The sequence below is a fragment of the Plantactinospora sp. ZYX-F-223 genome, assembly GCF_039649625.1.
Classification (GTDB): Bacteria; Actinomycetota; Actinomycetes; order Mycobacteriales; family Micromonosporaceae; genus Plantactinospora.
The window spans coordinates 57,340-84,291 of sequence record NZ_JBDJAV010000042.1 but is presented as its reverse complement, the minus strand read 5'-3'; the positions used below and the strand labels follow the sequence as shown (position 1 = coordinate 84,291).

Annotated in this window: 21 protein-coding genes and 1 pseudogene; 10 read left to right on the top strand and 12 right to left on the bottom strand. The window is 71.2% G+C overall.

The annotated features are described in order from the left end of the window. Positions 1-104: 104 nt before the first annotated feature. Both AAH979_RS32995 and AAH979_RS32990 read left to right on the top strand, forming a co-directional pair. Complete coding sequence (locus tag AAH979_RS32995; RefSeq protein ID WP_346262047.1) at positions 105-602, top strand: YfbM family protein; 498 nt, start codon at positions 105-107, stop codon at positions 600-602. A gap of 261 nt (positions 603-863) precedes the next feature. Continuing rightward, positions 864-1,268 carry a hypothetical protein gene (locus AAH979_RS32990; protein ID WP_346262042.1) on the top strand — a complete coding sequence of 135 codons (405 nt, stop codon included), beginning with the start codon at positions 864-866 and terminating at the stop codon, positions 1,266-1,268. A gap of 15 nt (positions 1,269-1,283) precedes the next feature. Here AAH979_RS32990 and AAH979_RS32985 read toward each other — a convergent pair. The 3 genes and pseudogenes from AAH979_RS32985 to AAH979_RS32975 all read right to left on the bottom strand — a co-directional run. Further along, a pseudogene (locus tag AAH979_RS32985) lies at positions 1,284-1,701 on the bottom strand (IS5 family transposase); the annotation flags it as partial. A 395-nt stretch (positions 1,702-2,096) separates the two neighbouring features. Beyond that, a complete protein-coding gene (locus tag AAH979_RS32980) occupies positions 2,097-3,143 on the bottom strand; it encodes a LacI family DNA-binding transcriptional regulator (RefSeq protein WP_346262041.1) in 1,047 nt (348 codons plus the stop codon). Then, positions 3,140-4,702 carry an FAD-dependent oxidoreductase gene (locus AAH979_RS32975; protein WP_346262040.1) on the bottom strand — a complete coding sequence of 521 codons (1,563 nt, stop codon included), beginning with the start codon at positions 4,700-4,702 and terminating at the stop codon, positions 3,140-3,142. Before AAH979_RS32975 ends, AAH979_RS32980 begins: the two co-directional genes overlap by 4 nt. A gap of 216 nt (positions 4,703-4,918) precedes the next feature. Here AAH979_RS32975 and AAH979_RS32970 point away from each other — a divergent pair, with 216 nt between their 5' ends. The 8 genes from AAH979_RS32970 (at position 4,919) to AAH979_RS32935 (ending at position 19,540) form a co-directional block, all read left to right on the top strand. Further along, entirely contained in the window at positions 4,919-6,685 is a 1,767-nt protein-coding gene (locus AAH979_RS32970) for an FAD-dependent oxidoreductase (protein WP_346262039.1), read from the top strand. Between the two features lie 5 nt (positions 6,686-6,690). Beyond that, positions 6,691-8,253, top strand: a complete 1,563-nt coding sequence (locus AAH979_RS32965) for an FAD-dependent oxidoreductase (RefSeq protein WP_346262038.1) — start codon at positions 6,691-6,693, stop codon at positions 8,251-8,253. Continuing rightward, a complete protein-coding gene (locus tag AAH979_RS32960; RefSeq protein WP_346262037.1) occupies positions 8,241-11,801 on the top strand; it encodes a hypothetical protein in 3,561 nt (1,186 codons plus the stop codon). The genes AAH979_RS32965 and AAH979_RS32960 overlap by 13 nt, the downstream gene beginning before the upstream one ends. A gap of 2 nt (positions 11,802-11,803) precedes the next feature. After that, the gene (locus tag AAH979_RS32955) at positions 11,804-13,417 is read left to right on the top strand and encodes an extracellular solute-binding protein (protein ID WP_346262036.1); all 1,614 of its coding nucleotides are present in this window, start codon (positions 11,804-11,806) and stop codon (positions 13,415-13,417) included. Positions 13,418-13,448: 31 nt separating this feature from the next. Then, positions 13,449-14,459, top strand: coding sequence for an ABC transporter permease subunit (locus tag AAH979_RS32950; RefSeq protein WP_346262035.1), 1,011 nt, complete (start codon positions 13,449-13,451; stop codon positions 14,457-14,459). Beyond that, positions 14,453-15,361, top strand: a complete 909-nt coding sequence (locus AAH979_RS32945; protein ID WP_346262034.1) for a carbohydrate ABC transporter permease — start codon at positions 14,453-14,455, stop codon at positions 15,359-15,361. Before AAH979_RS32950 ends, AAH979_RS32945 begins: the two co-directional genes overlap by 7 nt. Positions 15,362-15,473: 112 nt before the next feature. Next, positions 15,474-17,576, top strand: a complete 2,103-nt coding sequence (locus AAH979_RS32940; protein WP_346262033.1) for a hypothetical protein — start codon at positions 15,474-15,476, stop codon at positions 17,574-17,576. A gap of 410 nt (positions 17,577-17,986) precedes the next feature. Beyond that, positions 17,987-19,540 carry an FAD-dependent monooxygenase gene (locus AAH979_RS32935; RefSeq protein ID WP_346262032.1) on the top strand — a complete coding sequence of 518 codons (1,554 nt, stop codon included), beginning with the start codon at positions 17,987-17,989 and terminating at the stop codon, positions 19,538-19,540. Here the strand turns inward: AAH979_RS32935 and AAH979_RS32930 are convergent. The 9 genes from AAH979_RS32930 to AAH979_RS32890 form a co-directional block, all read right to left on the bottom strand. Continuing rightward, positions 19,436-20,167, bottom strand: coding sequence for an aldolase/citrate lyase family protein (locus AAH979_RS32930; protein ID WP_346262031.1), 732 nt, complete (start codon positions 20,165-20,167; stop codon positions 19,436-19,438). The genes AAH979_RS32935 and AAH979_RS32930 overlap by 105 nt on opposite strands. A gap of 388 nt (positions 20,168-20,555) precedes the next feature. Further along, positions 20,556-21,275: a DivIVA domain-containing protein gene (locus AAH979_RS32925; protein ID WP_346262030.1), complete on the bottom strand. Its 720-nt coding sequence runs from the start codon at positions 21,273-21,275 to the stop codon at positions 20,556-20,558. After that, on the bottom strand, positions 21,272-22,450 hold the full coding sequence (locus AAH979_RS32920) for a globin domain-containing protein (protein WP_346262029.1): 1,179 nt from the start codon (positions 22,448-22,450) through the stop codon (positions 21,272-21,274). Before AAH979_RS32920 ends, AAH979_RS32925 begins: the two co-directional genes overlap by 4 nt. A gap of 2 nt (positions 22,451-22,452) precedes the next feature. Then, complete coding sequence (locus AAH979_RS32915) at positions 22,453-22,824, bottom strand: group 1 truncated hemoglobin (protein ID WP_346262028.1); 372 nt, start codon at positions 22,822-22,824, stop codon at positions 22,453-22,455. A 349-nt stretch (positions 22,825-23,173) separates the two neighbouring features. Then, entirely contained in the window at positions 23,174-23,893 is a 720-nt protein-coding gene (locus AAH979_RS32910; RefSeq protein WP_346262027.1) for an ElyC/SanA/YdcF family protein, read from the bottom strand. Between the two features lie 110 nt (positions 23,894-24,003). After that, entirely contained in the window at positions 24,004-24,594 is a 591-nt protein-coding gene (locus AAH979_RS32905) for a MerR family transcriptional regulator (protein ID WP_346262026.1), read from the bottom strand. 264 nt (positions 24,595-24,858) lie between these two features. Further along, on the bottom strand, positions 24,859-25,323 hold the full coding sequence (locus AAH979_RS32900) for a bifunctional nuclease family protein (protein WP_318397067.1): 465 nt from the start codon (positions 25,321-25,323) through the stop codon (positions 24,859-24,861). Positions 25,324-25,604: 281 nt separating this feature from the next. After that, entirely contained in the window at positions 25,605-26,312 is a 708-nt protein-coding gene (locus AAH979_RS32895) for a MerR family transcriptional regulator (protein ID WP_346262025.1), read from the bottom strand. Between the two features lie 152 nt (positions 26,313-26,464). Continuing rightward, complete coding sequence (locus AAH979_RS32890; protein ID WP_101365931.1) at positions 26,465-26,917, bottom strand: FHA domain-containing protein; 453 nt, start codon at positions 26,915-26,917, stop codon at positions 26,465-26,467. Positions 26,918-26,952 lie beyond the last annotated feature (35 nt).

Here is a 26,952-nt window from a genome sequence, read left to right as displayed (position 1 = left end):
CTAAAGTGCACTGAAAGGTAACGGTTGCTGTACCGTGCTGCCCGACAAGAGCCGGTGACCGGCGGGGAGCACGCCAAGGATAGAGACGGGGTCGATCTGTGGGCATGGTGTTAGTCGGGCGCCGGTTGTCGGCCGAGGAGTTGGCAGCGGTGCTCGCCGACCCGGAGACGGTCGACACGCTGCTGTACGGCGACCTCGACGACGAGGCGGCCGAGATGCCCGAGCCCGAACTGGACCTGGACAAGTCGTGGCACGGCATCCACTACCTGCTCACCGGCACTGCCTGGCACATCGGCGAGGGTGCCGGCGCGGCAATCCTCGGCGGCGACGTGATCGGTCAGGATGGTGGCTACGGGCCTGCCCGGCTGCTCGACCCGGCGACGGTACACGCGATCGCCACCGCGCTCGACGCCCTGAATGTGGAGACCCTGCGCGCCCGCTTCGACCCGAACGCCATGGCCACCGCCGGTATCTACCCAGATATCTGGGCCAACGGGACCGAGGAGTTCGACAATTACCTTGCGCCGAACTTCACCAAACTGCGCCGGTTTTACCAAACCGCAGCCGTACACCGGCAGGCCGTGCTGTTGGCCATCACCTGACGCCACCGTGCCGCCGTCTTCGGGCGCCGACGTCCAAGACGCCCAGGTGCCCGCTTCTAGGACACCCTTCAGAAGACGTTGCTCTGGATCGAGACGTCCTCGGTGTGGTGACGCTCGGATCGGCAGCAAGCCGCGCGAGGTTCGGTACTGTGTGGCCGCGGTGTGGTCGGATGCTGTCTACTGCTCGTCATGGGTGGAACGGCGTTGAGCGTCCTGAGTCCCTGCACGGCTGAGGACGTCGAACCAGTACTGCCAGAGGAGATGGCAGCCGAGGGCCTGGTCCGGTACGAGCCCAACCCCAACTACTGGCTGTCCGCCGATGGCCTGCCTTACGAATACGACGTTCAGGCGCCGGACTTCGAGGTCGGTGTCGACGAGCTGCAGCTCGTCGCACGGGCAGCCGGTGCGATCATGCGCTGCGACATCGTGCTGCACATCCTCGTCAGCGATCGCGCCGGCCGACCTGCCCTGGCCCGGATTGCCGAGCGAGTGGCGTGGCGTACCAACGGCTGGGTGTTCGTTGAGTGCGGCACTCCGCCCTCGGCAGACCTGGTCGGGTATCTGGAGAACGCGGGTCGCTGCGTTCGCGTCGACGACGCCGTCTACCTGGACGCGGCGGCGATGACCGCCTGGATCGCCCATCCTGGCTTTCACGTCGTCAAGTGAGCGTCATGCGCGTCCGCCGCCGGGCGGCTCCTTCTGCTCCTGCGGGCGCGTGCGGGCGCCGGCGGCGTGCTGATGCGCGCGGGTGATCGTGGAGTCGACGCTGACGTCCCAGTCGATCAGACCGGCGGCGTCGGCGTGGGCTTGCAGATCCCGGCGCGCTGCCAGCGGCGGAACAGCCCGTACACGGTCTGCCAGGGTCCGTACAGGTCGGGTACGTCCCGCCACGGGCAGCCGACCCGCACCCGCCAACGGATCCCGTCGATGAGCTGGCGTTTGTCCCACTTCGGCGGACGGCCGGCTTCGTGCCCTTGGGCAGCAGCGGTGCAAGGGCCGCCCACTGCGCGTCGGTCAGGTCGTGCCGCCTCGCCGCCGGTAGTCTCCGGTTTCGTCCTTCTTGGTCGTTGAACGGTCTACCGGAGACCTCGCTGTTCATCGATCAGCGACACACCGCCTGATCAGCCGTACCCACGACCGACCTCATGCGTCACCGCCACTTCTGAAACGCGCCCTGGTAGGACTTTGTTAGGTCGGTACGGGGTGGTGGCAGTGAGGGCAGAAGCCGAGCCAGGTGGCGAGCTGGTATGGGCCTGGTCCCGATGGCGCCGACGACGCCAGTACCAGGCCAGACTCTGCCACTACCGACGACACGGCTACTCCTGACACTGCCGTTGCAGTACTAGCCGCGATCCGCGCCGACCCTAGTCGAGCCCTGCCGAGAAGGCAGGCGCATCGGTGGGGCACGCCGCTCGGCGAGGTGACTTTGGGCGGCCGGGCCGACCAGGACCGCAGTCGGGCCCGAGGCGACACTGCCCGCACCGCCGCCGGGATTCATGCGGGCGGCGGACCGACCGTCCGGTCGAGAGTGTGGCTGCACGGCAGCAGGACCTGCCGCTCGTATTCCCCGGCCGGATCGGTGAGCAATGCGGTGAGCATGCGTACCGCCCAGGCGCCCATCGCGTTCCGGGGGATGTGCATGGCGGCCCACGGCTGGCCGCCCACCTCGCCGTTCGGATCGTCGACCAGCAGGACGACCGAGACGTCCTCGGGGATGCGCAGGCCACGGAGGCTGATGATGGCGTGCAGCACCCGTAGCAGGCTGACCGATTCGACGAGGATGGCGGTGGTGGCGGCGGCGAGGGAGTCGTCGAGCCACTGCGCGGTCAGCTCGTCCGGGTTGACGTACGCCGGGGTGGGCACCGGCAGCCCGAACCGGTCCAGGGCGGCGGCGAAGCCGTCCCACCGGTCGGCCTGCGGTTCGTACCGGGAGCTTTCGCCGAGGTACCCGAACGACCGGTGACCGAGGGCGACCAGGTCGTCGACGATCCGGCCGGTCGCGGCGCGGTAGTCGCCACCGACGTAACAGATCTCGACGCCAGGGACCTCGCGGTGTCCGATGTAGACGAAGTGGTGGCCGTCGGCGGCGAGCCGGGCGAGGTCGTCGAGGTGTGCCCGGTGGCCGAGGATCAGGCTGCCGGCCGCCTGGCCGAGTCCGTTCACTCCGTTGCGGTAGATCCGGCGGATCCCGCCCTCGTCCCGGGCCGCGGTGAAGAGCACCAGGTTGCAGCCCTCGATGCCGGCCTGCTCCTCGATGCCCTGGAGGAACTCGAAGTAGTAGTCGCCGATGCTGGTGGGGAAGATCGGTTCGAAGGTGTGTACGCCCAGCAGGAGCGGGGCGCTCCGGCTCTGCGTGGCGGCGCGCTGTTGCGGGCTGGTGGTGTAGCGCAGCCGGCGGGCGGCGGTCAGCACGCGGCGCTGCGTTTCCGGGGAGATGCGACTCAGGTCACCCGCGCCGCGCAGCACCTGGGAGACGGTGGACTGGGAGACACCGGCCTCGCGGGCGATGTCGGCCTGCCGCGAGCCCTGGCCACGCCTCATGCCCGTACCTCCTGCTCGGGCGGCCAGGTGAGCACCGAGCCGGTCCGCACGAGTTCCTTGCGCAGTGTCTCGTAGTCGACGTCCCGTACGCCGCCCCGCACGCCGACCGCCTGGGCGGCGGCACAGCCGGCGGCCTCGCCGATCATCATGAAGACTGGCTCCATCCGGACCGAGGCGAAGGCCACGTGCGACGCGGAGACCGCCGAGGCGACGAGGAGATTCTCGCACTCGCCGGCTCTCGGCACGATTGACCGGTACGGGATGCCGAACGGCACTGTGAGTGGATGCTGGACATTGCCCTCGTTGCGCGGCTGCCCGTCGACGACGACCCGCTTGGCGTTGTGCGAGTCCATCACGTACGAGGCGAGCGCGATCGGATCGGCGGGCCGGGACCGTCCGGCGGCGTCGTGCTGGGTGACGACGTAGTCGGCGACCATCCGGCGGGCCTCGCGGATGTAGAGCTGGTGCGGCCAGTGTCCGGTGCTGGTGAATTCGGCCGGGGAAAGCCCGTACGCCCGGGTGGCCGCCCGGATCGGCGCCGGCAGTCGCGGGTCGTTGGCCAGGAAGTACAGCAGGCCGGCCTGGTAGCGGACGTGGTCCTGGAAGATCTCCTCCCGGCGGGGGTAGTCCGCTGTCGGCCAGTCGGTGTTGGCCCCGATGTGGTCCGAGGAGACCGCACCGTGGTTGTTCATGTCGTAGACGTCGCCGCGCACCGGGGTGGTGCGCCCGTAGAGCTCGAAGACGCCGGCCTCGATGTACCGGCGCAGCAGTTCGTACCGCTCCGGCTGGTAGCCGTCGGGGCGGGGGTAGCGGACCCGGCCGGCGCTGGTCGTCACGTGCAGCCGGAAGTTGTACGCCTGGAGGCGCCGGTCGCCGGCGCCGATCTCGCCGTGGTCGTCCGGGCTGATGCCGGGCAGCAGGCCGCTGTCCGGGTGCCCCGGCCGCAGGTAGGGGTCGACGGGGCGGCTGAACTGGTGGTTGGTGCTGGGCTGCACGCCGGCGAGGGGTTCGCGGTAGGTGGTCGATGCCTCGCGGCCGACGGTGTGGGTGACCCCGGCGGCCGCCATCAGGTCGCCCTCGTAGGAGGCGTCGACGTAGATCCGGGCGCGGTGCCGCCCACCGTCGTCGGTACGCAGCTCGACGATCCGACCGGATCGCACGACGACGTCACGCAGGTGCTGGCGGCGGCGGATCCGCACGCCGGTGTCGGCGAGCCAGCGTTCGAAGATCTCCTCGGCCACCCGGGCCTCGACCCGCCAGTGCGGGTCGGGCGCGTGGTAGGCGGCGGCGACGTCCGCGTAGAAGGCCCTGGCCAGCCCGCCGACGGTTTCCGGCCGGCCGACGTCGGTCTCGCCGAGGCCACCGGCGGACATGCCGCCCACATGGTCGTCGAAGGCGAGTAGGAGCACCGTCATGCCGTCCCGGGCGGCACGCACCGCCGCCGTGACGCCGCCGGAGGTCGCACCGTAGACGACCACGTCGGCCTCGGTCGGTGCCCCCTGGGCGGGTGGCGCGGGCAGGTGGTAGCGCAGGCCGGGCAGCGCTGGTGCTGCTGTCATGACTGGGTTTCTAACAGCTCGGCCGGAGATCGCAAATAGCTAATATTTGCTAATTCCAAGATGCCGAACCGTCACCGAAACAGCAGCTCAGCAACGATTGACATCCACCTGACCGAGGGATGTAACGTAGCCGCAATCTTCACGGCGGTGATCGTTGCCGATATATTAGCAGCGCCGCCGCAGACGCGTACCCCATCGGAAGGGAAGCGGGCGAGCATGAGCAAGACGACCGGGCTGGAGACCGATCTCCTGGTGGTCGGCGGCGGCCTCGGCGGCGTCGCGGCGGCACTGACCGCCGCCCGGCTGGGCCGCCGGGTCATCCTCACCGAGGAGACGGACTGGCTGGGCGGACAGCTCACGGCGCAGGCCGTGCCGTCCGACGAGCATCCGTGGATCGAGACCGAGCACATCTCGCCCGGCTACCGACAACTACGCGACGGCATCCGCGCCTACTACAAGCGGAACTACCCGCTACGCCCGGAAGCGCTCGCCGACCCGACCCTCAACCCGGGGCTGGGTAACGTGAGCCGGCTCTGCCACGAGCCCCGGGTCGGCGTCGCCGTCATCGACGAGTTGCTCGCCGGCTACCGATCCGCCGGCCGGATCACCGTGCTCTACGAGCACGAGCCGGTCTCGGCAGCCACCGACGGCGACCGGATCACCGCGGTGACCCTGCGCGACCGGCGCAGCGGCGACCTGCGCACCGTCACCGCCGCCCTGGTCGCCGACGCCACCGAACTCGGCGACCTGCTGGAACTGGCCGGCGTCGAGCACGTGCTGGGCGCCGAGGCACAGGACGAGACCGGCGAGCCGTTCGCCGCGCCCGAGGCGGACTGGACCGACCAGCAGGCGATCACCTGGTGCTTCCCGCTCGAATACCGGCCCGGCGAGGAGCACGTCGTCGACCGTCCGGCCTCGTACGACCACTGGAAGACCCACGTCGACCCGTTCTGGCCGGGCCCACAGCTGTCCTGGATGAAAATCGACATCCACACGAACGCGGGCAAGGAAAACCGCATCTTCGAGGGCGACCTGGACGCCGTACGCGTGCCCGACCTGTGGCACTTCCGCCGCATCCGGGCCCGCAGCCAGTTCCGGCCCGACCTCGTCGACACCGACATCAGCCTGGTGAACTGGCCCAATATCGACTACTGGGAGGCGCCGCTGGTCGGCCCGGGCATCGACGGGCACGCCCGCGAGCGGGCACTGCAACGCTGCCGGGAGCTTTCCCTGTCCTACCTGCACTGGATGCAGACCGAGGCGCCCCGCCCCGACGGCGGGCAGGGCTACCCCGGCCTCAAGCTGCGGCCCGACCTCACCGGCACCGCCGACGGGCTGGCCAAGACGGTCTACATCCGCGAGTCCCGCCGCATCCGGGCCCGGTTCACCGTGCTCGAACAACACGTCGCCGTCGTGGACCGGCCGGAGGACGCTGGAGCCGTCCAGTTCGCCGACGCGGTCGGCGTCGGGCACTACAACATCGACCTGCACCCCAGCACCGCCGGCGTCAACTACGTCAACCTGGAGTGCTACCCGTTCCAGATCCCGCTCGGCGCGCTCATCCCGGTCCGGATGCGCAACCTCCTGCCCGCCTGCAAGAACATCGGCACCACGCACATCACCAACGGCTGCTACCGGCTGCACCCGGTCGAGTGGAGCATCGGCGAGGCGGTCGGGGCGCTGGCGGCGTACTGCCTGTCCCGCGACACCGAGCCGCACGCCGTACACGACTCCGCGAAGCTGACCGAGGACTACCAGGCACTGCTCACCCAGACCCTGGGCATCCCGATCGCCTGGCCGGACGACATCCGGCGGACCCGCCCGTCGCGGGCCGCCCGGAGCGCTACACCGCTGCTCGCGTTGCCCGAACGCCGGGTGAAGAAGGCGGCGAACCAGGCGGCGGGGGCAGCGGATCCGGCGGCGGCGCAGCGGCCGGGTTCGCCGGGCCAGGCGGCGGAGCCGGCCACCCCGGCGGGACGGTGACGGCCATGCGGGTACCCGACGCCGCCACCGCTGCCCCTACCGCTCCGCTGCCGGTGGACGTCGTGATCTACGGCGCCACCCTGGCCGGCATCATGGCCGCCCTGCGGCTGCGCCTGCGGGGCCTGTCCAGCGTGATCCTCGAACCGACCGGGCACGTCGGCGGCATCATCGCCGGCGGCCTGGTCAAGACCGACACCCCCAACGTGACCGAGGCGCTCGGCGGGCTGACGTCGAGCCGGTTCTTCGCCGGGATCGGCGCCGCCTACGGCGACGACGGGTCCCGGTACCGGTTCGAGCCGAAGGTGGCCGAACGGGTCGCCCGGGACCTGCTGGCCGAGGCGCGGGCCACGGTCCTGGTGCACCACCGGCTGCACGGGCCGGCCGACGTCGAGGTCTCCGGCCGGCGGCTGCGGGCGGTACGTACCGCGCAGGGCTGGCAGCGCGCCCGCTTCTTCATCGACGCCTCCTACGAGGGTGACCTGATGGCGGCCGCCGGTGTGCCCTACACCGTAGGGCGGGAGCCGAAGACCCGGTACGACGAGCCGCTGGCCGGGTTCCAGCCGGTGCAGGCGTACCGGCGGCGCAGCTTCCGGCCGAACGACCGCTACCCGGTCGGCCCGGCGCCGAAGCTGCACGCCGGTGAGGGCGACGAGAAGACCCAGGCGTACAACTTCCGCGGCGTGCTGTCGACCAACGCCGACCGGCTGCCGTTCCCGAAGCCCGCCGGCTACGATCCCGAGCACTACCGCTACCTGGCGCAACTGCTGCGGCAGCGCGGCATCCCCGGGCTGTCGTCGATCGTCACCGAGACCGCGCTGCTGCCCGGCGGCAAGTACCAGACCAACCAGGCGCTCTTCATCGGCTTCGACCTGCCCGGCGCGTCCTGGGACTATCCGGACGGTAGCTGGCGGCGGCGCGACGAGATCATCGCCGAGCAGGTGCGCTGGCACCAGGGGATGCTCTACTGGCTCGCCAACGACCCGTCGCTGCCGGAGAGTTTCCGCGCCGACGCCCGCCGCTTCGGCCTGCCGCCGGACGAGTTCACCGACAGCCCGCACGGTACCGGCTTCCCGCACGCCCTCTACGTCCGCGAGGCGCGCCGGATGGTCGGCGCACACGTGCTGACCCAGCACGACCTGCTCAGCCCGAACAACACCAAGGCGACCCCGGTGTGCTGCTGGAAGTACGGCATGGACAGCCACATCGTGCAGTACTACGCCGAGGGCGACGACACCATCGTCGGCGAGGGCACCCTGAGCGGCACCGAGTTCAACCCGCCGGTGGACCTGTACCAGATGCCGGCGGAGGTGCTGTTCCCGGCGCGCGGCGGGCTGGAGAACATCGCCGTACCGCTCTGCTTCTCCGCCAGCCATGTGGGCTACACCTCGCCCCGGATGGAACCGAACTACGGCATGCTCGGCGAGGCGAGCGGCGAACTGGCGGCGCAGTCGCTGCGCACCGGCCGGCCGGTGCAGGACTACGACCACACCGACCTCGCCACCGCCCTCCGGGAGCACGGCAGCGTGCTGACCCTGCCCGGGCTGGAGCCGGAAACATGCTCCCGCTGACCATCGCCGCCCCCGGCGTCGAGCTGCCGGCGTTCCAGCCCGGCCCGCTCAACGCGTCGACCGGCTGGCGGGCGCACCGGGTCGAGCTGCCGCTGCGGATCGAGCCCGGCGACGTTCCGGCGTACGGCGCCGTGCTGCGCCTGGCGTTCACCGCCGGCCACGGGCCCTGCCCCGACCTCCTGCTGGAGCTCGACGGTACGCACCGTGGCCTGTTCCACCCCCTGGTACGCCGCGACGACCGGTCGGAGGTCTACCGGCACGGCCCGATCGCCGGCGACGTCCTGCTCGAGGTGCCACTGCCGGCGGCCTGGCTCACACCCGGCGACCACCTCCTGGCGGTCACCACCACCCTCGACGAGCCGGCCGCCACCGGACCCGTCCCGGCCGACCCCGACCGGCCCCGCCATCGCGAGCAGTTCGGCAACCACTTCGGCAGCGGCATCACCTGGCAGGAGCTGGCCCTCGTCCCGGCCACGGCGCCCGCCCCCGAGGCGCTCGGCGTGGCGCTCGACGCGACGCCGCTCTACGTCGAGCACGACGGCGCCCTGCACGAGCTGCTCGAACTCACCGTCACCGTCCCGCCGGGCGCGACCTGGCCGGCCCGGGCCGAGGTACGTCTCGCCGGGCGGACCCACGAGCTGGACCTGACCCGCGCCGGGCGGACCTTCGGGCAGGTGCGGGTGCGATTCCCGGTACCGGAGTTCACCGGTCCCGCACCGGCCACGGTCGCCGTCGACGGCGGGCCGGAGACCCGAGCCGTGCTGCACCCGGCCCGCAGGTGGACCCTGCACCTCATCCCGCACGTCCACCTGGACGTCGGCTACACCGACGTCCAGGGCAAGGTCCTGGAACTGCACAGCCGCAACCTGGACCGGGCGGTCGAGGCGCTGGACCGGGACCCGGACTTCGCCTTCTCCGTCGACGGCTCCCTGATCGTGACGCAGTACCTGGCCACCCGCTCACCGCAGCGGGCGCAGCGGGTGCTGGCGGCGCTGCGCTCGGAACGGCTCGCCGTGAACGCCTTCCACAGCCTGTTCCTGTCCGGAGTGGCCAGCCTGGAGGAGATCTACCGGGCCGCGTACGCCGCCGGACGGCTGCGCGACGAGCACGGCGTCCCGGTCCGGTACGCCAACCTCACCGACGTCCCCTCGTACAGCGCGGCGCTGCCGTCGATCCTGACGGCGCTGCGCATCGACGCGTTCGTCGGCATCGAGAACCACCACCGGGGTGGCAACGCCGAAAGCGACGAGCAGCACCTGGCCAGTCCGGTGATGTGGGAGGGCGTCGACGGATCCCGGGTGCTCACCCACTTCTCCGACACGTACTCCCAACTGCGGTTCATGGCCGGCGATCCGCAGACGGTCCCCGGCGCCGCGCACGCCTTCTGCCGGCTGCTGGCCCGCTACGAGCGGACCGACTACCTGCCACACGACCTGGCGGTGATCGGCACCCACGCGGACAACGAGGACCTGGCCGACGGCGACGCCGGCTTCGCCGCCCGCTGGAACGAGCGGTACGCGTACCCCCGGATGCGGGTCTCCACGATGGCCGGCTACCTCGCGGCGGTCCGCCCGCTCGCCGACCGGCTCCCGGTGTGGCGCGGGGACGGGGGCAGCTACTGGGAGGACGGCGTCGGTACCGGAGCCACGGTCAGTGCCGAGCACCGCCGGGCGCAGACGGCGCTGCCCGCGGCCGAGGGGCTGGCCGCGCTGGTCGCACTCGCCGACCCCGGCTACCGGCCGCACCGGGCGGCCCTGGACGCCGCCTGGGAAGGCGCGCTGATCGGCTGCGAACACACCTGGACCTGGGCCCACGCCAACGCCCACCCGCACGGCCACCAGGTCGGCGACCAGCTCGACTGGAAGCGGCACCAGGTGCACACCGCCCACCGCACCGCCGTCGACGAGGCCAACCGGGCGCTCAGCCAGCTCGGCGAGCTGGTCGGCACGCGCGGACCCACCCTGCTCGTGCACAACCCGCTGGGCTGGCGGCGCGACGTGGAGGTCGAGGTGGAAACCCTGCACGGGCCGCCGACGCTGCCCGGCGGCGAGCCCCTCGGGGCGGAACCGCTCGCCGACTGCAACGGGCTGCGACGGCTGCGGGTCACCGTGCCGGAGGTACCCGGATTCGGCTACCGGGTGGTGCCGCTCGGCGGCGCGCGGACGCTCGCCCCGGGCGAAGAGGACGGTGCGGCGGCCGGTGGTACCGCCGGGACCGGCGAGTCACCGGACTGGGGGCCGGTGCCGGCCACGCTGGTGGCCGACCGGTGGCTGGTCTCCCTCGATCCGGCCACCGGCGCGGTCCTCGGCCTGGTCCACCGGTCCAGCGGGCGCGAGCTGCTGGACCGGGCCGGGCCGTGGCGGTTGGGTCAGGTGCTCTACGCGCTCGACGGTCCGGTCGAGCTGACCCGCGGCGACGTCGACCGGCCGGGCGAGCAGTCGTGGACATCGCCGCTGCCGCGGTTGCAGAACGGCACCCCGGACAGCCCGTGGCACAGCGGCAGCCCGCACCGGCACGAGCCACAACCGCGCAGCTCGCTGCTCGGTCGGCGGCCGAAGGCGGATCCGCCGGCGCTGGTCGTGCACGCCGCCGAGATGCGGCCGGTCGGACTGCGTCGGACCTACGACGGGTGGCGGTTGCGGACCGTCGGCCGGGCGCCGAGCCTGCCGCGCATCGAGGTCGACGTGCTGCTGCGCGACGGCGACGACCGCGTCGACGTCACCGTCTCGTTCGACAAGGAGCCGGTGCTGGCCAAGGAGGCGGTCTACGTCGCCTTCCCGTTCGTGGCCGCCGACCCGGTCTTCCGGTACGACCGGCAGCAGGGCTGGATCAACCCGGCGGTCGACCATGCGCCGGGCGCCTGCCACGACTGGTTCACCAGCCAGTACGGCGTCGTGGTGGCGGACGGCGCCGGGCCGGCCATTGCCTGGTCCTCGGCCGACGCGCCGCTCTGGACCGCCGGGGACATCGTCCGGGGCGCCTGGTTCGAGCGCTTCGCACCCGCCTCGGCCGCGATCTTCTCCTGGGTGCTGAACAACTACTGGCCCACCAACACGCCACCGCAGCAGGAGGGAACCCTGACCCTGCGGTACGCCTTCACGCCGCTGCCGGAGTTCGACCCGGTCACCGCCGGCCGGTTCGGCCGGGAGGTCCGGGCGGCGGCGATCGCCACCGAGATCACCTGGCTGGACAAGTTCGACCTCGACCCGAGGCCGCTGGCCGAACCGGCCGGTGCGCTGCTCGACCTGGACCTGCCGGAGACCGTACACGCCACCGTGGCCCAGCCCCGGTCCGGCGGCGGGCTGCTGGTACGCCTCCAGGACCTCAGCGGTCGGGCGCACACCGTACGTCTCCGGCACCCGGCGGGTGGGCGCGGCGAGGCCACGCTCTGCCACGCCGACGAGCGGCCGGTGGCCACCCTGCCCCCGGACGCCGACGGTCGCTTCGCGGTACGCCTCGACGCGTGGCAGGTCGCCACGCTGACCCTCACCGGCGGTGCGTCCCCGGCCGACGGACCCCATGACGCCGCCGCACCCCCGAAGGAGTAACCATGCGCAACGTCCAGATGAGCCGACGCCGATTCCTGGCGATGACCGGCGGCGCGGCCGCCGTGGCGGCCGGCTCCGGCCTGCTCGCGGCCTGCGGCAGCTCGACCACGCCAACCACCGGCGGTGCCGGCAGTGTCACCTTCCCGGACTATCTCCCCTATACCGGCGTCCAGGCGGATCTGCCCGCCACCGCCGAAGGGGTGATGGCCGGCTTCTACCGGTACCCGACCGACCTCGTCACCGCGTTCCCCGGCAAGCCGGGGGACGGCGCGGGCACCGTGTCAGTGCTGACCAACATCCTGACGCCGGTGCCGCCAGCGGCCGGGTCCAACGCCTACTGGCAGGAGCTCGACAACCGGCTCGGCGCCACCCTCGACATCACGATGACCCGGCAGGTCGACTACCTCAGCAAGCTCTCCACCGTCATCGCGGGCGGGGACCTGCCGGACATGACCCTGATCTCCGCCCGGCTGGCGAACCGGGCCGACGTGCTCACCCGGCTCTGCGCCGACATCTCGGAGTTCGTCTCCGGCCCGGCGATCAAGCAGTACCCGTTCCTGGCCAACATCCCGACCGACGCGTGGCGGGCCACCGCCTATGGCGGCGGGATCTACGCGGTGCCGATCCCGCGCGCCGTCGTCGGGACCATCATGTTCGCCCGGGCCGACCTGATCCGCGCCAGGGGTCTCCAGCCGAATCCGGCGAACTACCAAGAGTTCCTGGCGCTGGCCCGGGGGCTGACCGACGCCCGCGCCAACCGCTGGGCGTTCGGCACCGCGAAGCAGGTCGTCACCTTCGTCGGCACCATGCTCGGCGTACCGAACGTGTGGCGCGAGGAGGGCGGCAAGTTCACCTCGGAGTACGAGACCGAGGAGCGCAAGGAGGCCCTCGCCCGGACCGCCGAGATGGCCAAGGGCGGGTTGTTCCACCCCGACGCGATGGGCGGGAAGCTGCAACTGCGGGACCTGTTCGGCAACGGCACTCTCGCCTTCAACCCCGACGGGTACGCCGCCTGGGACACGCTCGCCGACACCTACCGGGTCGAGGTCGGCGCGGTGCCGGCGCCCAGGTACGACGGCGGCGGCGTGGCCCGGCACCGGGCGGGTACCACGGCGTTCGCGATCACCGCCTTCAAGCGGGCCGACAAGGGCCGCATCCAGCAACTGCTGCGCATCTGCGACTGGCTGGCCGCGCCGCTTGGCACCACGGAGTACATGTTCCGCAAGTTCGGCGTCGAGGGCAGCCACTACACGGTGCAGGACGGCAGGCCGGTCCTCACCGACAAGGGAAAGGTCGAGGTCAAGCTGCCCCTGGAGTACGTCGCGGACGCTCCGCACGTGCTCGGCCCCGGCGACCGGACGCGGATCGACGCCCAGCGGGCGTACCAGGAGAAGGTGGTCCCGAGCATCCTGCGCAACCCCGCCGAGGGCCACTATTCGGCCACCGCCGTCGACAAGGCCGGCGCGATGAGCAAGATCATCGACGACGCCGAGCTGGACATCGTCGCCGGCCGCAAGCCGGTCAGCTCCTGGGACGAGGCGGTTGCCCAGTGGCGAAGGGCCGGCGGCGACGCCGCCCGCGCCGAGTACGAGAAGGCGCTGGCCGAGCAGGGCTGACCAGCCGATCGCGGCAGGAGGAGGAGAGGCGATGGCATCGACCGAGCTTGCCCGGGGTGCGGCGGCTCCCGCCGCCCCCGGCCCGGCGGGTCCACCCGAGGCGCCGCCGCCGGACCGGCCGCGCCGGCGGCCGTCGGCGCGGCAGCGGTTGCGCCGCGACGGCTTCCTGTTCCTGCTCGGCCTGCCCGGGTTGGCGCTGATCCTGCTGTTCCACTACGTCCCGCTCGCCGGCAACGTCATCGCCTTCAAGGACTACCGGCCGTACCTGACGATCTGGGAGGCGCCCTGGGTCGGCCTGGCCAACTTCCAGGTCATCTACACCGCCGATCCGGCGTTCCTCAACGCGCTGACCAACACGCTGATCATCTCGCTGCTCCAGATCATCGTGGTCTTCCCGATCCCGATCGCCGTCGCGTTGCTGCTCAACAGCCTGCTCTCGGAACGGCTCAAGCGCGTCGTGCAGTCGGTGCTGTACCTGCCGCACTTCATGTCCTGGGTCGTGGTCGTCGCCCTGTTCCAGCAGCTACTCGGCAACGCCGGGCTCTACAACACCTGGGCCCGCGCCCACGACCTGCCGCTGCTACACCTGATCGGCAACCCCGACCTGTTCCTCACCCTGATCACGTCGCAGGCGATCTGGAAGGACGCCGGTTGGGGCACCATCATCTTCCTGGCCGCGATCTCCCGGGTGGACCTGGAACTGTACGAGTCGGTCGCGGTCGACGGCGGTGGGCGGCTACGCCAGCTCTGGCACGTCACCCTGCCGGCGATCCGGTCCGTCATCGTCCTGCTGCTCATCCTGAGGCTCGGTGACGTGTTGACCGTCGGCTTCGAGCAGATCATCCTCCAGCAGGCCGCCGTCGGCCAGGACGCCTCCGAGGTGCTCGACACGTACGTCTACAACCGCGGCATCATCGACGGTGACTTCGGCATGGCGGCGGCGGTCGGCCTGGTCAAGGGCGTGGTCGGGCTCGCGCTGGTACTCGCCGCCAACAAGATCGCGCACCTGTTCGGGGAGAGGGGGATCTACTCCCGATGGTGACCACAACCGCCGCCCGCGGCCGCCGCCGGATGGTCAACGGCATGGCACCCCCGCATCCCGCCGTACGCGGCCTCAAGGGCATCGTGCTGGCTCTGTGCTGCGCCGTGGTGGCCATCCCGTTCCTCGGTGTCGTCGCCACCTCTCTCGCCGACCAGGAACAGATCACCCGGGCCGGCGGCTACGTCCTGTGGCCGCAGGACCCGACGCTCGACGCCTACGCCGCGATCTTCCGGGGCGGGGTGGTCACCCGCGCCACCCTCGTCTCGATCGGTGTCACGCTGGTCGGGTCGCTGCTGTCGGTGGCCGTGGTGGCGCTGCTGGCGTACTCGCTGTCCCGGCCGGGCAGCTTCGGCAGCCGTCCGGTGCTGATACTCGTACTGGTCACCCTGCTCTTCAACGCGGGCATGATCCCCAACTACCTGCTGATCAAGCAGCTCGGCCTGATCGACTCGTGGTGGGCGCTGATCCTGCCGCCACTCGTCTCGGCGTTCCAGGTGATCATCGTGCGCGCGTTCTTCCTGGAGGTCCCGAAGGAGATCGTCGACGCCGCGCGCATCGACGGCGCGGGCGAGCTGCAGATCCTCACCCGGATCATGCTGCCGCTGTCCAAGGCGGTGCTCGCGGTGGTGGCGCTGTTCCAGGCCGTGGCCTACTGGAGCGCCTTCTTCAACGCGTTGCTGTACCTCAACTCCACCGAGAAGTGGCCGCTGCAACTGGTGCTGCGCACCTACGTGGTGGACAACGCCGCGATCGGCACCGACCTGCCGGGCGAGGTGGTCCCACCGCAGCAGTCCCTGCAGATGGCCATCCTGGTCGTCTCGCTCGTCCCGATCCTGCTCGTCTACCCGTTCCTACAGAAGCATTTCGCCAAGGGAGTGGTCATCGGAGCCGTCAAGGGCTGACCCCTCCCGCACGTCCCCCACCCGTACCCCGGCCGTGGCCGGCGTTGGCGCCGGTCGCGCGGTGGTGCGCGTCCGCCGCGCCGGGGGCTACGCCGACAACAGGAGGCCCGAGATGCCCGACCGTCCCGACCCGACCGGCACGCCGTTCGCCGGTACCCGCCGCCGCGCCCTGGCCACCCTCGGTTTCGCCGGTCTCACCCTGACCGGCAGCCAGGCCGTCGCCACCGCCGCACACGCCGCGCCGCCGAAGCCGTCCCGTGCCGCCGGCGACGGCATCGCCAGCGTCGACCAGCTGCGCGGCACGCCCGGCCAGACCGACGGCCAGCAGGTGCACCTGCTCGGCTACCACGCCGACACGCCCGGCGTCGGCGGCGGCCCGCTGCACTGGGATGCGGACAGCACCGAGCCCGACAACGGGGGCACCGTCTTCGCCGTCGCCGGGACCGCCACCGGCCGGTGGAAGCGGCCGCAAACCACCCGCCTCGACCTGGCCTGGTTCGGCTGCACCGGAGCAGGGGTGGACGACGACTCGGCGCGGGTGCAGGCCGCCGTCGACACGCTGCGCACGGGCGGCGTCATCGAGGCCGGTCCCGGCAAGATCCGCCTGGAGCGCACCATCCGGGTACGCGACGTGCCGGTCACCTTCTCCGGCGCCGGCCCCACCGACAACGACGAGTACGCCACCCAGTACGTCGTCGCCACCGGCGGCGGGCACGGGTTCCTGCTCACCAACGTGTCCGGCGGCGGGCTGCGCGACCTCGTGGTACGCGGCGACGGCCTGACCGGCGGCAGCCTGGTCGCCACCGAGGCGGTCGACGGCGGCCGCAACTACATGGTGTCGTTCGTCAACGTCCGGTTCAAGAATGGCTACACCGGTACGACCCTGCGCTCCTGCAACACCATCCGGTTCCGCAACTGCGTCTGGAACGGCTTCACCGGCCCGTACGTGATCCTGCTCAACGGGGTGGGCAACACGTCCCGGGCCGACCCGGTGGAGTTCGTGCAGTGCGGCATCGCCGCCGGCTCCGGCAACACCACCACGGACAACCTGGTCATCGACGGCCTCGGCGGGTCGATCAAGTTCTTCGCGACCGCGGTGCTGTTCGGCCGGCACGGGCTGTGGCTGAAGAACACCACCGGCGGGTCCTACCCGAAGTTCGTCTACTTCGAGGGCGGCGGTTTCGAGAACGGTCACGGCACACCGGTGCTGCTCGACGCCGGCGCGCACGCCCAGTTCACCAACGTCTACATCTCGGCCGACAACGAACACGACAACGTCCGGATCAATCCTGGCTTCACCGGCATGGCCACCTTCACCGGGTGCGTCATCCGGGGCTCCGGGCGCAACGGCCTCGACATCGCCGCCACCCGGGTCACCGTCACCGGCTGCATCATCGGCAACAACGGCCGTACCGCACATCCCAGCTTCGCCCGCGCGATCAGCGGCATCACGGCGGGCCCGGGAGGCCGGGCCCGGGTCACCACCGCCGTCGAACACGGCTGGGAGACCGGCGACCGGATCACCATCTCCGGCGCGACCGGCAGCACCGAGGCCAACGGCACCTGGCGGATCGAGGTGGTCAGCCCCACCCAGTTCGACCTGCCGGTCACCGTCGCGCACGGGTACGCCGGCGGCGGCAGCGGCTACCGGCACGGCGCCGGCATCAACATCCGCTCCGGCGCCAGCCGGGTCGTCATCGTCGGCAACGCCGTCGGCTCGCTCGCCGACGGCATCAACCGGCAGGACTACGGCGTGGTCGACGGGGCCGGTGACGTACTGGTCGCCGACAACGACCTCAGCGGCAACCTGGTCGGCCCGTATCTGCTCGCCGGGACCTCCACCGGCCAGGCCCGGTTCACCGGCAACAAGGGTGTCGAGCAGATCGACGGTTGGCTGGCGGCCCGGGTGACCGGTCCGGTGGCCGACGGGCTGTACGACTTCGGCAACCTGCTCTATCTCGCCGGGCAGCGCATCCGGGTGGTCACGGTGACGCGCCGACTCGCCGCCGGTGCCTGCGCCGTGCGGCTGGACGCGGACGGGGAGTCCGCGGGCGGTAACGCCGTCGGCGTGACCACCGCCGTGCAGACCACCGCACTCGTCGCGCCGTTCACCGTCGACGGCAGCGGCGAGGCGCCGCGACTGCAGGTCCGGGTCCTCGACGCGGCCGCCGCCAGTGGCCTGGAGGTGCAGTTCGGGTACCAGTTGATCAGTTGATCCGCGGTGCGCTGCCTCCCCGGCCGGGAGGCAGCGCACCGCCAGTGCCATCCGGTAAGTGGACCGCGGTCTCGGCTCCACCGAGCCGATCTGGCGGCCCCTGCTATCAATCAATGGTTCGGCGCTGAGCAGCGCGAACCTGGTAGACGCAAGCCTTTACGGCGCGAACCTATTCGGCACGCTCTTGGACGACGCGAACCTGGCTGGCGCGAAGCTGGTCGGTACGGACCTAAGCGATACGAACCTGGGGAATGAACCTTTCGACCTCCCCTTGCGGTCCGACGGACCGCAAGGTCGGACGCGGTGCGTAAGCGCCGTGGGCCGTCGCCCGACAGGAGGTACTGGCGGAACAAGTCGGATCTTGAGCACACCATGGGACGGCGGAATTCCGCTAGCTAGCTTTGCCGGCTATGGGGGACAACAGAACAGTACCGGTGATCATCGTCGGATGTGGACCGACCGGAGCGACCGCCGCGCTTGAACTGGCGCACTATTCCATTCCGTCCATTGTGCTCGACTCGGGCGCCGAGAGGCCGCAGGGATCACGCGCAATCGCCATTCATCGCACCGCGCTGGCAGTCTGGGAGAAACTCGGCTGCGTCGAGCCGATGTTGGCGCGCGGCATCGCCTGGCGTACCCGGAAGACCTATTTCCGGCAGCACGAGATGCAGACCCAGACCGCAGCCGCACCGGCGCCCGGAGAACTACCGCCCTTCCTCAACCTGCCGCAACACGAGACCGAACGCCAACTGCTGGCGGCGATGGCCCGTTCACCCCTGGTCGACCTGCGCTGGCAGCACACCGTGGTCGGGCTGCACCAGGACGCCGACGGGGTCACCGTCACCGCGCGGACACCGTCCGGCCCGGTGTCGATCCGGGGCCGATACCTGCTGGCCTGCGACGGCGCCCGCAGCACCACCCGCAAACTGCTCGGACTCGACTTCCCGGGCCGGACCTATCCGGACCGGTTCCTGATCGCCGACATCCGCGCGAAGTTGCCCTTTCCGGCCGAGCCGCGGTTCTTCTTCGATCATCCTGCCAACCCCGGGCACAACATCCTCATCCACCCGCAGCCGGACGACGTGTGGCGCGTCGATTGGCAACTCAGCGGCGACGCGGCCGTCGAGGACGAGCGCTCCCCCGAGGCGATGGGCCGCCGGATTCGGGCGCTGATCGGGGATCTGCCATATGAGCTGGTGTGGTTGACCGACTACCGCTTCCACCAGCGTCTGCTGCGCCGGCTCCGGCACGGCCGGGTCTTCCTGCTCGGGGATGCCGCGCACCTGGTCGCGCCGTTCGGGGCACGGGGCATGAACGGCGCCATCCACGACGTGGAGAACCTGTGCTGGAAGCTCGCCTACGTGCTGACCGGCCGTGCCGGGTCAGACCTGCTCGAGACGTACCAGACCGAACGCTGGGCGGCGCAGCGGCACAACCAGGAGGTCACCGAGGCCACCATGCGGTTCATGGCGCCCCGGACCCGCTGGCAGCGCCTGCGCCGGAACGTGATCCTGCGACTGCGACTGCGGCGGCTCGTCGACAGCGGCAGGATGAGCACGCCGTACACGTACACCACGTCGCCGCTGTCCCTGGCCGACGACGTAGGGAACTGGGGCGGGGCGCCCGCGCTCGGGTCCAAGCTGGTACCCGCGGATCCGGACGTACGCCGACGACTGGGGCACGGCTTCACCGCCCTGTACTCTTCGCCCGACCCGGTCGACCTCGTCGGTGTCGTGACGATGCCGCCCGACAAGGTGTCGCCACCGGGTACCTGCTACCTGCTGCGGCCGGACGGACACGTCGCGGCACGGCGGCGGGATATCGCGCCCGCCGACCTGCCCGCCCTGGTACGGACGGTGCTAGGCAAGCCGGTCCCGCACACCCTGGCTCAGCACGGCCACGTCGGTGGCGACGTTGACCATGACGAAGCCCTGCTCGAGCCGCTCGGCGGCCGCCTCGGGTGACGAGCAATATATTCCTGCCGGCAGCCCGGCCGCCCTGGCCGCACGCAGGATCTCGTCCAGCGCCTGGCGGAAGGCCGGATCGCGGCTATCCGAATCCGGCCCCAGACCCAGCGAGATCGCAAGGTCGACGGGGCCCACAAACACGCCGTCGAGTCCCGGCACACCGCAGATCGCGTCGAGGTGATCCAGAGCCGCACGGTTCTCGATCTGCACCATCGCGATGGTCTGCTCGTTGGCGATACGCAGGTAGTCCGGCGCGGCCACATCGAAGGCGAGCCCTGCCCAGGCGCTGCCGAAGCTGCGCTGCCCGACCGGCGGGAACTTCGCCGCCGCCACAAACGCCTCCGCCTCGGCGCGAGTGTTGACCATCGGGCCGATCACGCCCCACGCACCCGCGTCCAGGGCCCGTTTGACGTTCTCCACACCCGGGCTCGCCAGCCGTACCAGCGGTGCCGGGCCGCGGGCGTCGGCGATCGTCGCCACCATCCGGGTCATCGTCTCCGCACCCACCGGGGCGTGCTCGACGTCGACAACCAGCCAGTCCGCCGGCATCCGTGCCATCAGCCGGGCGGATTCCACGCTGGGCAACGCCAACCACACTCCGCGCACCGGCTCGCCGCGCCGCATCCGGTCCTTCAACGTGTTCCCCCGCATCCGGCCGAGCCTATACCCGGGTCGGCGGTCACCGGCGAGTCGATCTGCCTGCCGCAACGGGGGTAGATCCGGGGGCAGCAGGATTCGGCAGGTCCGGGCCGCAGGCCGGCGCGCGGGGTGGCCTCGAAGTGTGGCCGGCGCGGGGCGTCGGAAACCACTCCCACAGCCACCCCGGGCCGGGCCGGACCGGACCGGCGGTACGTCACCGACCCTGCCCCCGACACCGTTCCCGCACCCGACCCCTACGACAGCGGAACACTCCGGACCGATGGCACCTCGGCCGGCGGCCCCCACAGCCGCCGGCACGCAGATGACGGCCGCCCACCCGGTCACGCCGACGGACCGGGCCAGGGCCGGCACCCTACATCTGCCGCGGCTGCTCCGGACGCGGCGACAGCGCCGGCCGGGCGACACCCGGCGGCGTCGCACTGCCGATCCCCGCACCCGCCTCCCGGACGATCCGGTCCATGGTGCGGGCCAGATGCTCACTGCCGTCGTCGAGATGCCGGGCCGCCGCCTGCATGTGCGAGATCATCATCTCGCCGAAGATACGCAGCGCCTCCCGGGTCGCCACCGTGTCGTCGAAACTCGACCCGGCCGACGCCCGGTAGTCCTGCACCGCCCGCTCCGCCTCGTTGCGGGCATCCTCGGCCGCCGCCCGCAGATAGTTCTCGTACTGCACCCGGGCGTACTCGGCGACCCGGCGGGCGTAGTCGTGCGCCTGGGCGATGATCTGCTCGGCCTCCCGCTGCGCCGCCGAGAGCAGGTTGACCTCCTTCGCCCCCGGCAACTGCGGCCGGTTGCTGGCACTCGGCAGCACCCCGTGCCGGTGCAGCTCCACATGGTCGTGCAGCCGCTGGTTCTCCGCCCGCAGATCTGCCAACTGGGTCGCCAACAGGTCCAACTCGTCGGCCACCTGGTGCCGGAACCGGTCGACATCCCGGTCGTCGTAGCCGCGCCTGGTGAACGACGACGTGTTGAACTCCCACCGCCGGACCCGATCCGCGGTCATCCGCACCCGAGGACTCGGACCCGACAGCGCCGTCGCGCGGTCGTACTCGCTGATCGGGCTGGCGCTCACTGCGTACCTCCGTCTGCCGGCCTATGCTCCTGCACCTCGCCGATCCGCCGCCCGGGCGAATACCACTGCCCACCCAGCGCCTCGTAGTGCAGCTGCCCGGCGTGGTAACCCGCCTGCGCCAGTCCGGTGACCGCGCCCGACACCATCGGATCGGACCCGCAGACGAAGACGTGCCGGTTGCGCCAGTCGCCGTCGGCGAGGGCGCGGTCCACCACCTGGACGAACTCTCCGGGCCGTGACGGGTCGGCGTTGACCACATACGTCACCCGCAACCATGGGTACGACGCCACCAGCTTCTCGGTCGCGTCGACGTCGTAGAACTCGGTACGGGACCGGGCCCCGACGTACGCGTCGACCCGCCGACCGCCGCCCTCGGCCGCCACCTGCTCCACCAGCGCCTTCAACGGCGCCCAGCCGGTGCCGTTGGCCAGCAGCAGCAGGTCCCCACCGCCGGACGCCTGGCGCAACGTCAGCCGCTCCCCCACCGGGGACGCCAGATGCACCTGGTCACCGACGCTGGTCCCGTACACCAGCCGGGAACTCACCGCCCCACCCGGCGCCGCCCGCACGTGCAGCTCGATCGTGCCGTCGGTGCGGGGCGTGTTCCCGGGCGAGTAGTACCGCCACGCCCGGGTCGCCGGGCTGGACACCCCGATCGACTGGCCCGCCTCGAACGGCAGCAGATATTGCGGGCGCAGCGTCAGCACCGCGATGTCGAACGTCCGCGGCTCGTGCGCGACGACCTCGCCGACCCACCACGGCGGGCTGACGTTCTCCGCCGCCGTCGCGCCGTCGGTCATCACCTTCGCGACCAGCCCGTACGCCGCCGTCCAGTCCTTCGCCAGATCCTCGGTCCAGTGCTCGCCGAGGAAGTGCGCCAGGGTCGCCAGCAGCGCCTCCCCGACCGCCGGATAGTGCTCCGGCCGGACCGCGAACTTGCGGTGGTCGGCGCCGAGAGACTGCAGGAAACCGACGAGCTGGTCCACCTGGTCCACGTTGGAGACAATGTGACCCAGCGCGGTGACCAGCCGGTCCCGCTGGCCGGCCATGTTCGTCGGGAACATCTGCCGGACGTCGGGATGGGCCAGGAACAGGGTCGAGTAGAAGTAGAGCGGCACCTGGTCGCCATGTCCGGCGACCAGGTGCCAACTCTGCTTGAGACGAGCGACGTCCACGGTCAGACGCCCGCGGAGGTGCCGCTCGCCACCACCTGGTCGCGTACCGAACCCAGCGTCGCCCGCACGTCGTCCAGGATGTCGTCCGGCACGCCGAGCCCGGTCAGGGTGTCGATCAGGTGCACACCGACCCGTGCGTAGTGCTCGTCCGGGATGTTCAGCGGCTGGTGCGCCTCGGCCAGTCCCCGGCCGGCGTAGTTGTTCGGCCCGCCGAGCACCACGGTCAGCATCAGCACCATGTGCCGCCGCTGCTCCTCCATGTTCACCGAGGTGAAATAGCCGGCCAGCTCCGGGTCGGCGAGCACCCGGTCGTAGAACAGCCGCACGGCCGCCTTGACCGACTCCGCCCCGCCGATCCGCTCGTAGTGCGTCACGCGGGCTGCTGCACCGTTACCGGTGGTCGCGGCGCCGTCCGCGGGGGACGACACGGCGCTGTCATGTGGATCCGTCACGGTCTTCCTTCCGGCGCGAGGGGGATCGCGCGGCGTGTGGGGTCGAAACACCAACAGTGCCGGCCGCCGGGCGGACGGCCGACGGGTGACACTGGGTGGGGACACTACCGCGCCCACCCGTTCTGTGTCATCCAACCCGAATCGGTGTCATCCATACCCAACCGGCTCGGCAATCATCGAGCTCGATCCGATCCGGACCATCATCCCCATCGGACGCCGCGCCGGCCACCCCGGTCACGGTACGCGACGACACACTCCACCGCCCGCACCGTCAGCCGGCCAAGGCGTCGCGGACCCCCGACTCAGCCGGGCCCAGGAACACCGGATCCCGTCCGCTGAGCACGTCGTAGACCGCCTTCACCGCCGCGAAGTGCTCCCGGAACCCGCCCCACCGCCAGGCCCGCTCGAACCGGCGTACCGACTCGTCGCCGACACCGACCGCGTCCAGACCGACCCGCCGGCACACCGTGACCGCCCGCTCGATGTGGAAGCTCTGGGTGACCACAATGGTCCGATCGACACCGAAGACCCGACGAGCCCGCGAACACGAGTCGTAGGTGTCGAACCCGGCATGGTCCTGCACCACCAACCGGGCCGGCACGCCCCGCTCCACCAACCAGCGACTCATCGCCCCCGGCTCGTCGTACGCCCAGCTCCGGTGGTCGCCGGAAACCAGGATCGCCCGGACCTTCCCCGCCGCCAGCAGCTCCTTCGCCAGCCCCAGCCGGGCGGCCAGGAACGGCGCCGGGGTGCCGTCCGGATACACCCGGGCACCCAGCACCAGGGCGACCGGCGCCGCCGGAACGTCGGCCAGCGCATACACGTGCTCCCGCGCCGACTGCCGCACCCAGACCACGCTGCCGACCACCGACACCGGCAACAGCAGCAGGCCCACCAGAGCCCCGAGCATGATCCGGCGACGCCAGCGGCGCCGGGCGACCCGACGCGGACGGTCGGAGCCGGACGACTCCGGCGACAAAGTAGACGACATACGCCAAGTATGCGATAACGATCAAGGGGGCGGGTGGCGGCGACCCGAGCCACGCAGCCTCCCGGCGCTGGGCCGGTATACCTCGACAACCCCGGCCCGGACGGGCCGGGTCAGCCCGCGCGCCGCCGGGCCCGGCGGGCCGCCAACTCGTCGCCGGCCTCCACCGCGACCGGCTCCGGCGTCTCCCCCGCCAACGGCGGCTCCCCGGCCGGCTCCGCCGGCAGATGCGACAGCGAGCCCTGGACCTCCTTGAACGCCCCACCAATGGCGATCCCGAACACCCCCTGCCCACCCTGCAACAGGTCGACGACCTCCTCCGGAGATCGGCACTCGTAGACCGTCGTGCCATCCGAGATCAGCGTGATACCGGCCAAGTCCGCCACCCCGCGCGAGCGCAGCGCGTCGATCGCCCGCCGGATGTTCTGCAACGAGACCCCCGCGTCCAGCAGCCGCTTCACCACCTTCAGCACCACCAGATCGCGGAACGAGTAGAGCCGCTGGGTTCCCGACCCCGAGGCGTCCCGCACGCTCGGCACCACCAGCGCCGTACGCGCCCAGTAGTCCAACTGCCGGTAGCTGATCCCGACGGCGTGGCACGCCGTCACACCCCGATAGCCGACCGACCCGTCCTCCACCGACGCCCCGCCAGCCGAGTGATCCTCCGCCACCTCACGAGGCCCGTCGACGTGCCGCTGATCCATACCCTGGGGATTCGACCTACCCGGATCAGGGTCCTGTGGCTCATGCATCGGACAACCTCCCCGCCCGTGCGGTGACACGTCGTTTCCGCCGACGTGCACCCCTCGACAGGCCCAACCCTATAGCCCGGCTGGAGGGTTACCCCGCAGGAAATGCCGCGACACGCCGCACACGGGGATCACCGCAGGGTTACCCCAGGACGAATCAATCGTTACCCGACCGGCAGCACCACAACCACCGGCCAGGCCGCCGCCACGGAGCCGCGGTCAACCGGCGAAGTCCTCCGGGCGGACCTGCTCCAGGAACTCCCGGAACTTCTCCACCTCGTCCTCCTGCTCGTCCGGGATGATGATCCCGGCCTCGGTGAGCACCTGCTCCGCACAGCGGATCGGCGCACCCACCCGCAACGCCAACGCGATCGAGTCCGACGGCCGGGCCGACACCCGCAGACCGTCCCCGATCAGCAGATCGGCGTAGAAGACGTTCTCCTTCAACTCCACGATCTCCACCGCCCGCAGCGGCGCCTGCAACGCGGAGAGGATGTCCCGCAGCAGATCGTGGGTCAGCGGCCGGGCCGGCTTGACCCCCTGCTGCTCGTAGGCGATCGCGGTAGCCTCCACCGCACCGATCCAGATCGGCAGATAACGGTCGCCCTCGACCTCTCTGAGCAGGACGATCGGCTGGTTGGTGGGTAGCTCCACCCGAACCCCGACCACGCTCAGCTCGCGCACCGCCGCCTCCGTGTCGCCGTCGTCTCTTCCCCACCACCGTCCTGCGGCGGCCGATGCTACCCGCCGCAGGGGCCGGTATGCCCCTTCCCTGCACGGTACACGGGCTCGGATAACACCGCCCCACCCGCGCCGCCCGCAACCGCCGCACCGCACGGGTTACCCCGGGAAGCGTACGCCACGCCCACCGCCGCAGATCTTTCCTGCCGGCCGAGTGCGCCAGGCCACACCCAGCAACCCGCCGGACAACCGCCCCAGGGCGGCACATCCGCCGCCCTGGGAGGTCACCGGCCCAACGTCCCGCGCAGCCCCACCCGGACCAGCGCCGCGTGCAGCCGCTGCGACAGGCCAACCAGCTCCCGCGCCGCCTCCGCCGCCCGCGCCCGGGCCGCCGGATCGTTCTGCCGGGCCAACGGCGCCACCAACTGGGCGAACAACCCCACCTCGCGATCCGCCGCCGTCCGGTAGCCGCGCAGATGCCGCGGCTCCAACCCGTACGCCGCCAACCCCGCCACCGCCTGCGCGATCACCAGCGCATCCGCGTCGTACCAGCCGGGCGGCTGCGACACCACCAGACCCATCCGCTCCAACTCGGCCAGCAACGCCTCACCGAGCCCACTGCGGGACAGCAATTCAGTCCGGTCCAGCCGGGTCTCCGACGACTCGCCGACCGGGGCGGCCGGCTCCCGACCCGGCACCTCGCCATCCGGCCCCACCGCCACCAGCGACGGCCGATGCCGCTCCGGCCCCGACAACCCGTCCCGAGCCGCCTCCGCGAGCTGCTCCCGAATCACCCGCAACGGCAGGTACTGGTCACGCTGCGCGGTCAACACGAACCGCAACCGCGCCACGTCGTCCCAGCTGTACTTGCGGTAACCCGCCGGCGTGCGTTGCGGCTCGACCAGACCCTCGGACTCAAGAAAGCGCAGCTTGGAGATCGTCGTGTCGGGAAACTCCACCCGAAGCTGCGCCAGCACCTCACCGATACTCATCAGTGAACCCTTGTCGGCCTCCCCCTGCGGTCCGTCGTGGCCGCGGGTGGAAGTCGAGGGGTGCGCGCCGCGCAGTTCAGGTGGAAAAAGGTTCGGTGGCTGGCCCCGAGCGGCCGTCCCCGGCCCGGGAACAGCCGCCGCCGCACTCTCGCTCACCCCCGGACGGCCCCCTCCTCCGGACGCGGACCAGCGATGAAGACCAGCCGGAACTTCCCGACCTGGACCTCGTCACCGTTACTCAGCGTCGCTGCCTCGACCCGCTCCCGGTTCACGTACGTCCCGTTCAGGCTGCCCACGTCCCGGACGGTGAACGTGCCACCGTCCCGGTGGAACTCGGCGTGCCGCCGGGACACCGTGACGTCGTCCAGGAAGATGTCACTGTCCGGATGCCGGCCACTCGTCGTCACATCGTGATCCAGCAGGAACCGGGCGCCGGCATTCGGACCACGCCGAACCACCAGCAACGCCATACCCGGAGGCAGCGAACCTGACATCCGGCTCGGCACAACGTCGGTCTCGGGCCCCTCCAACATCTCGTCGAGAGAACCAAGGTTCAGCGTCGATGTGACGTCGAGTGGGGGGAACTCGTCGTCTGGGCGCGTCATTGGGACCACCTCACGGATCTGTTCGGTCGGCGTCG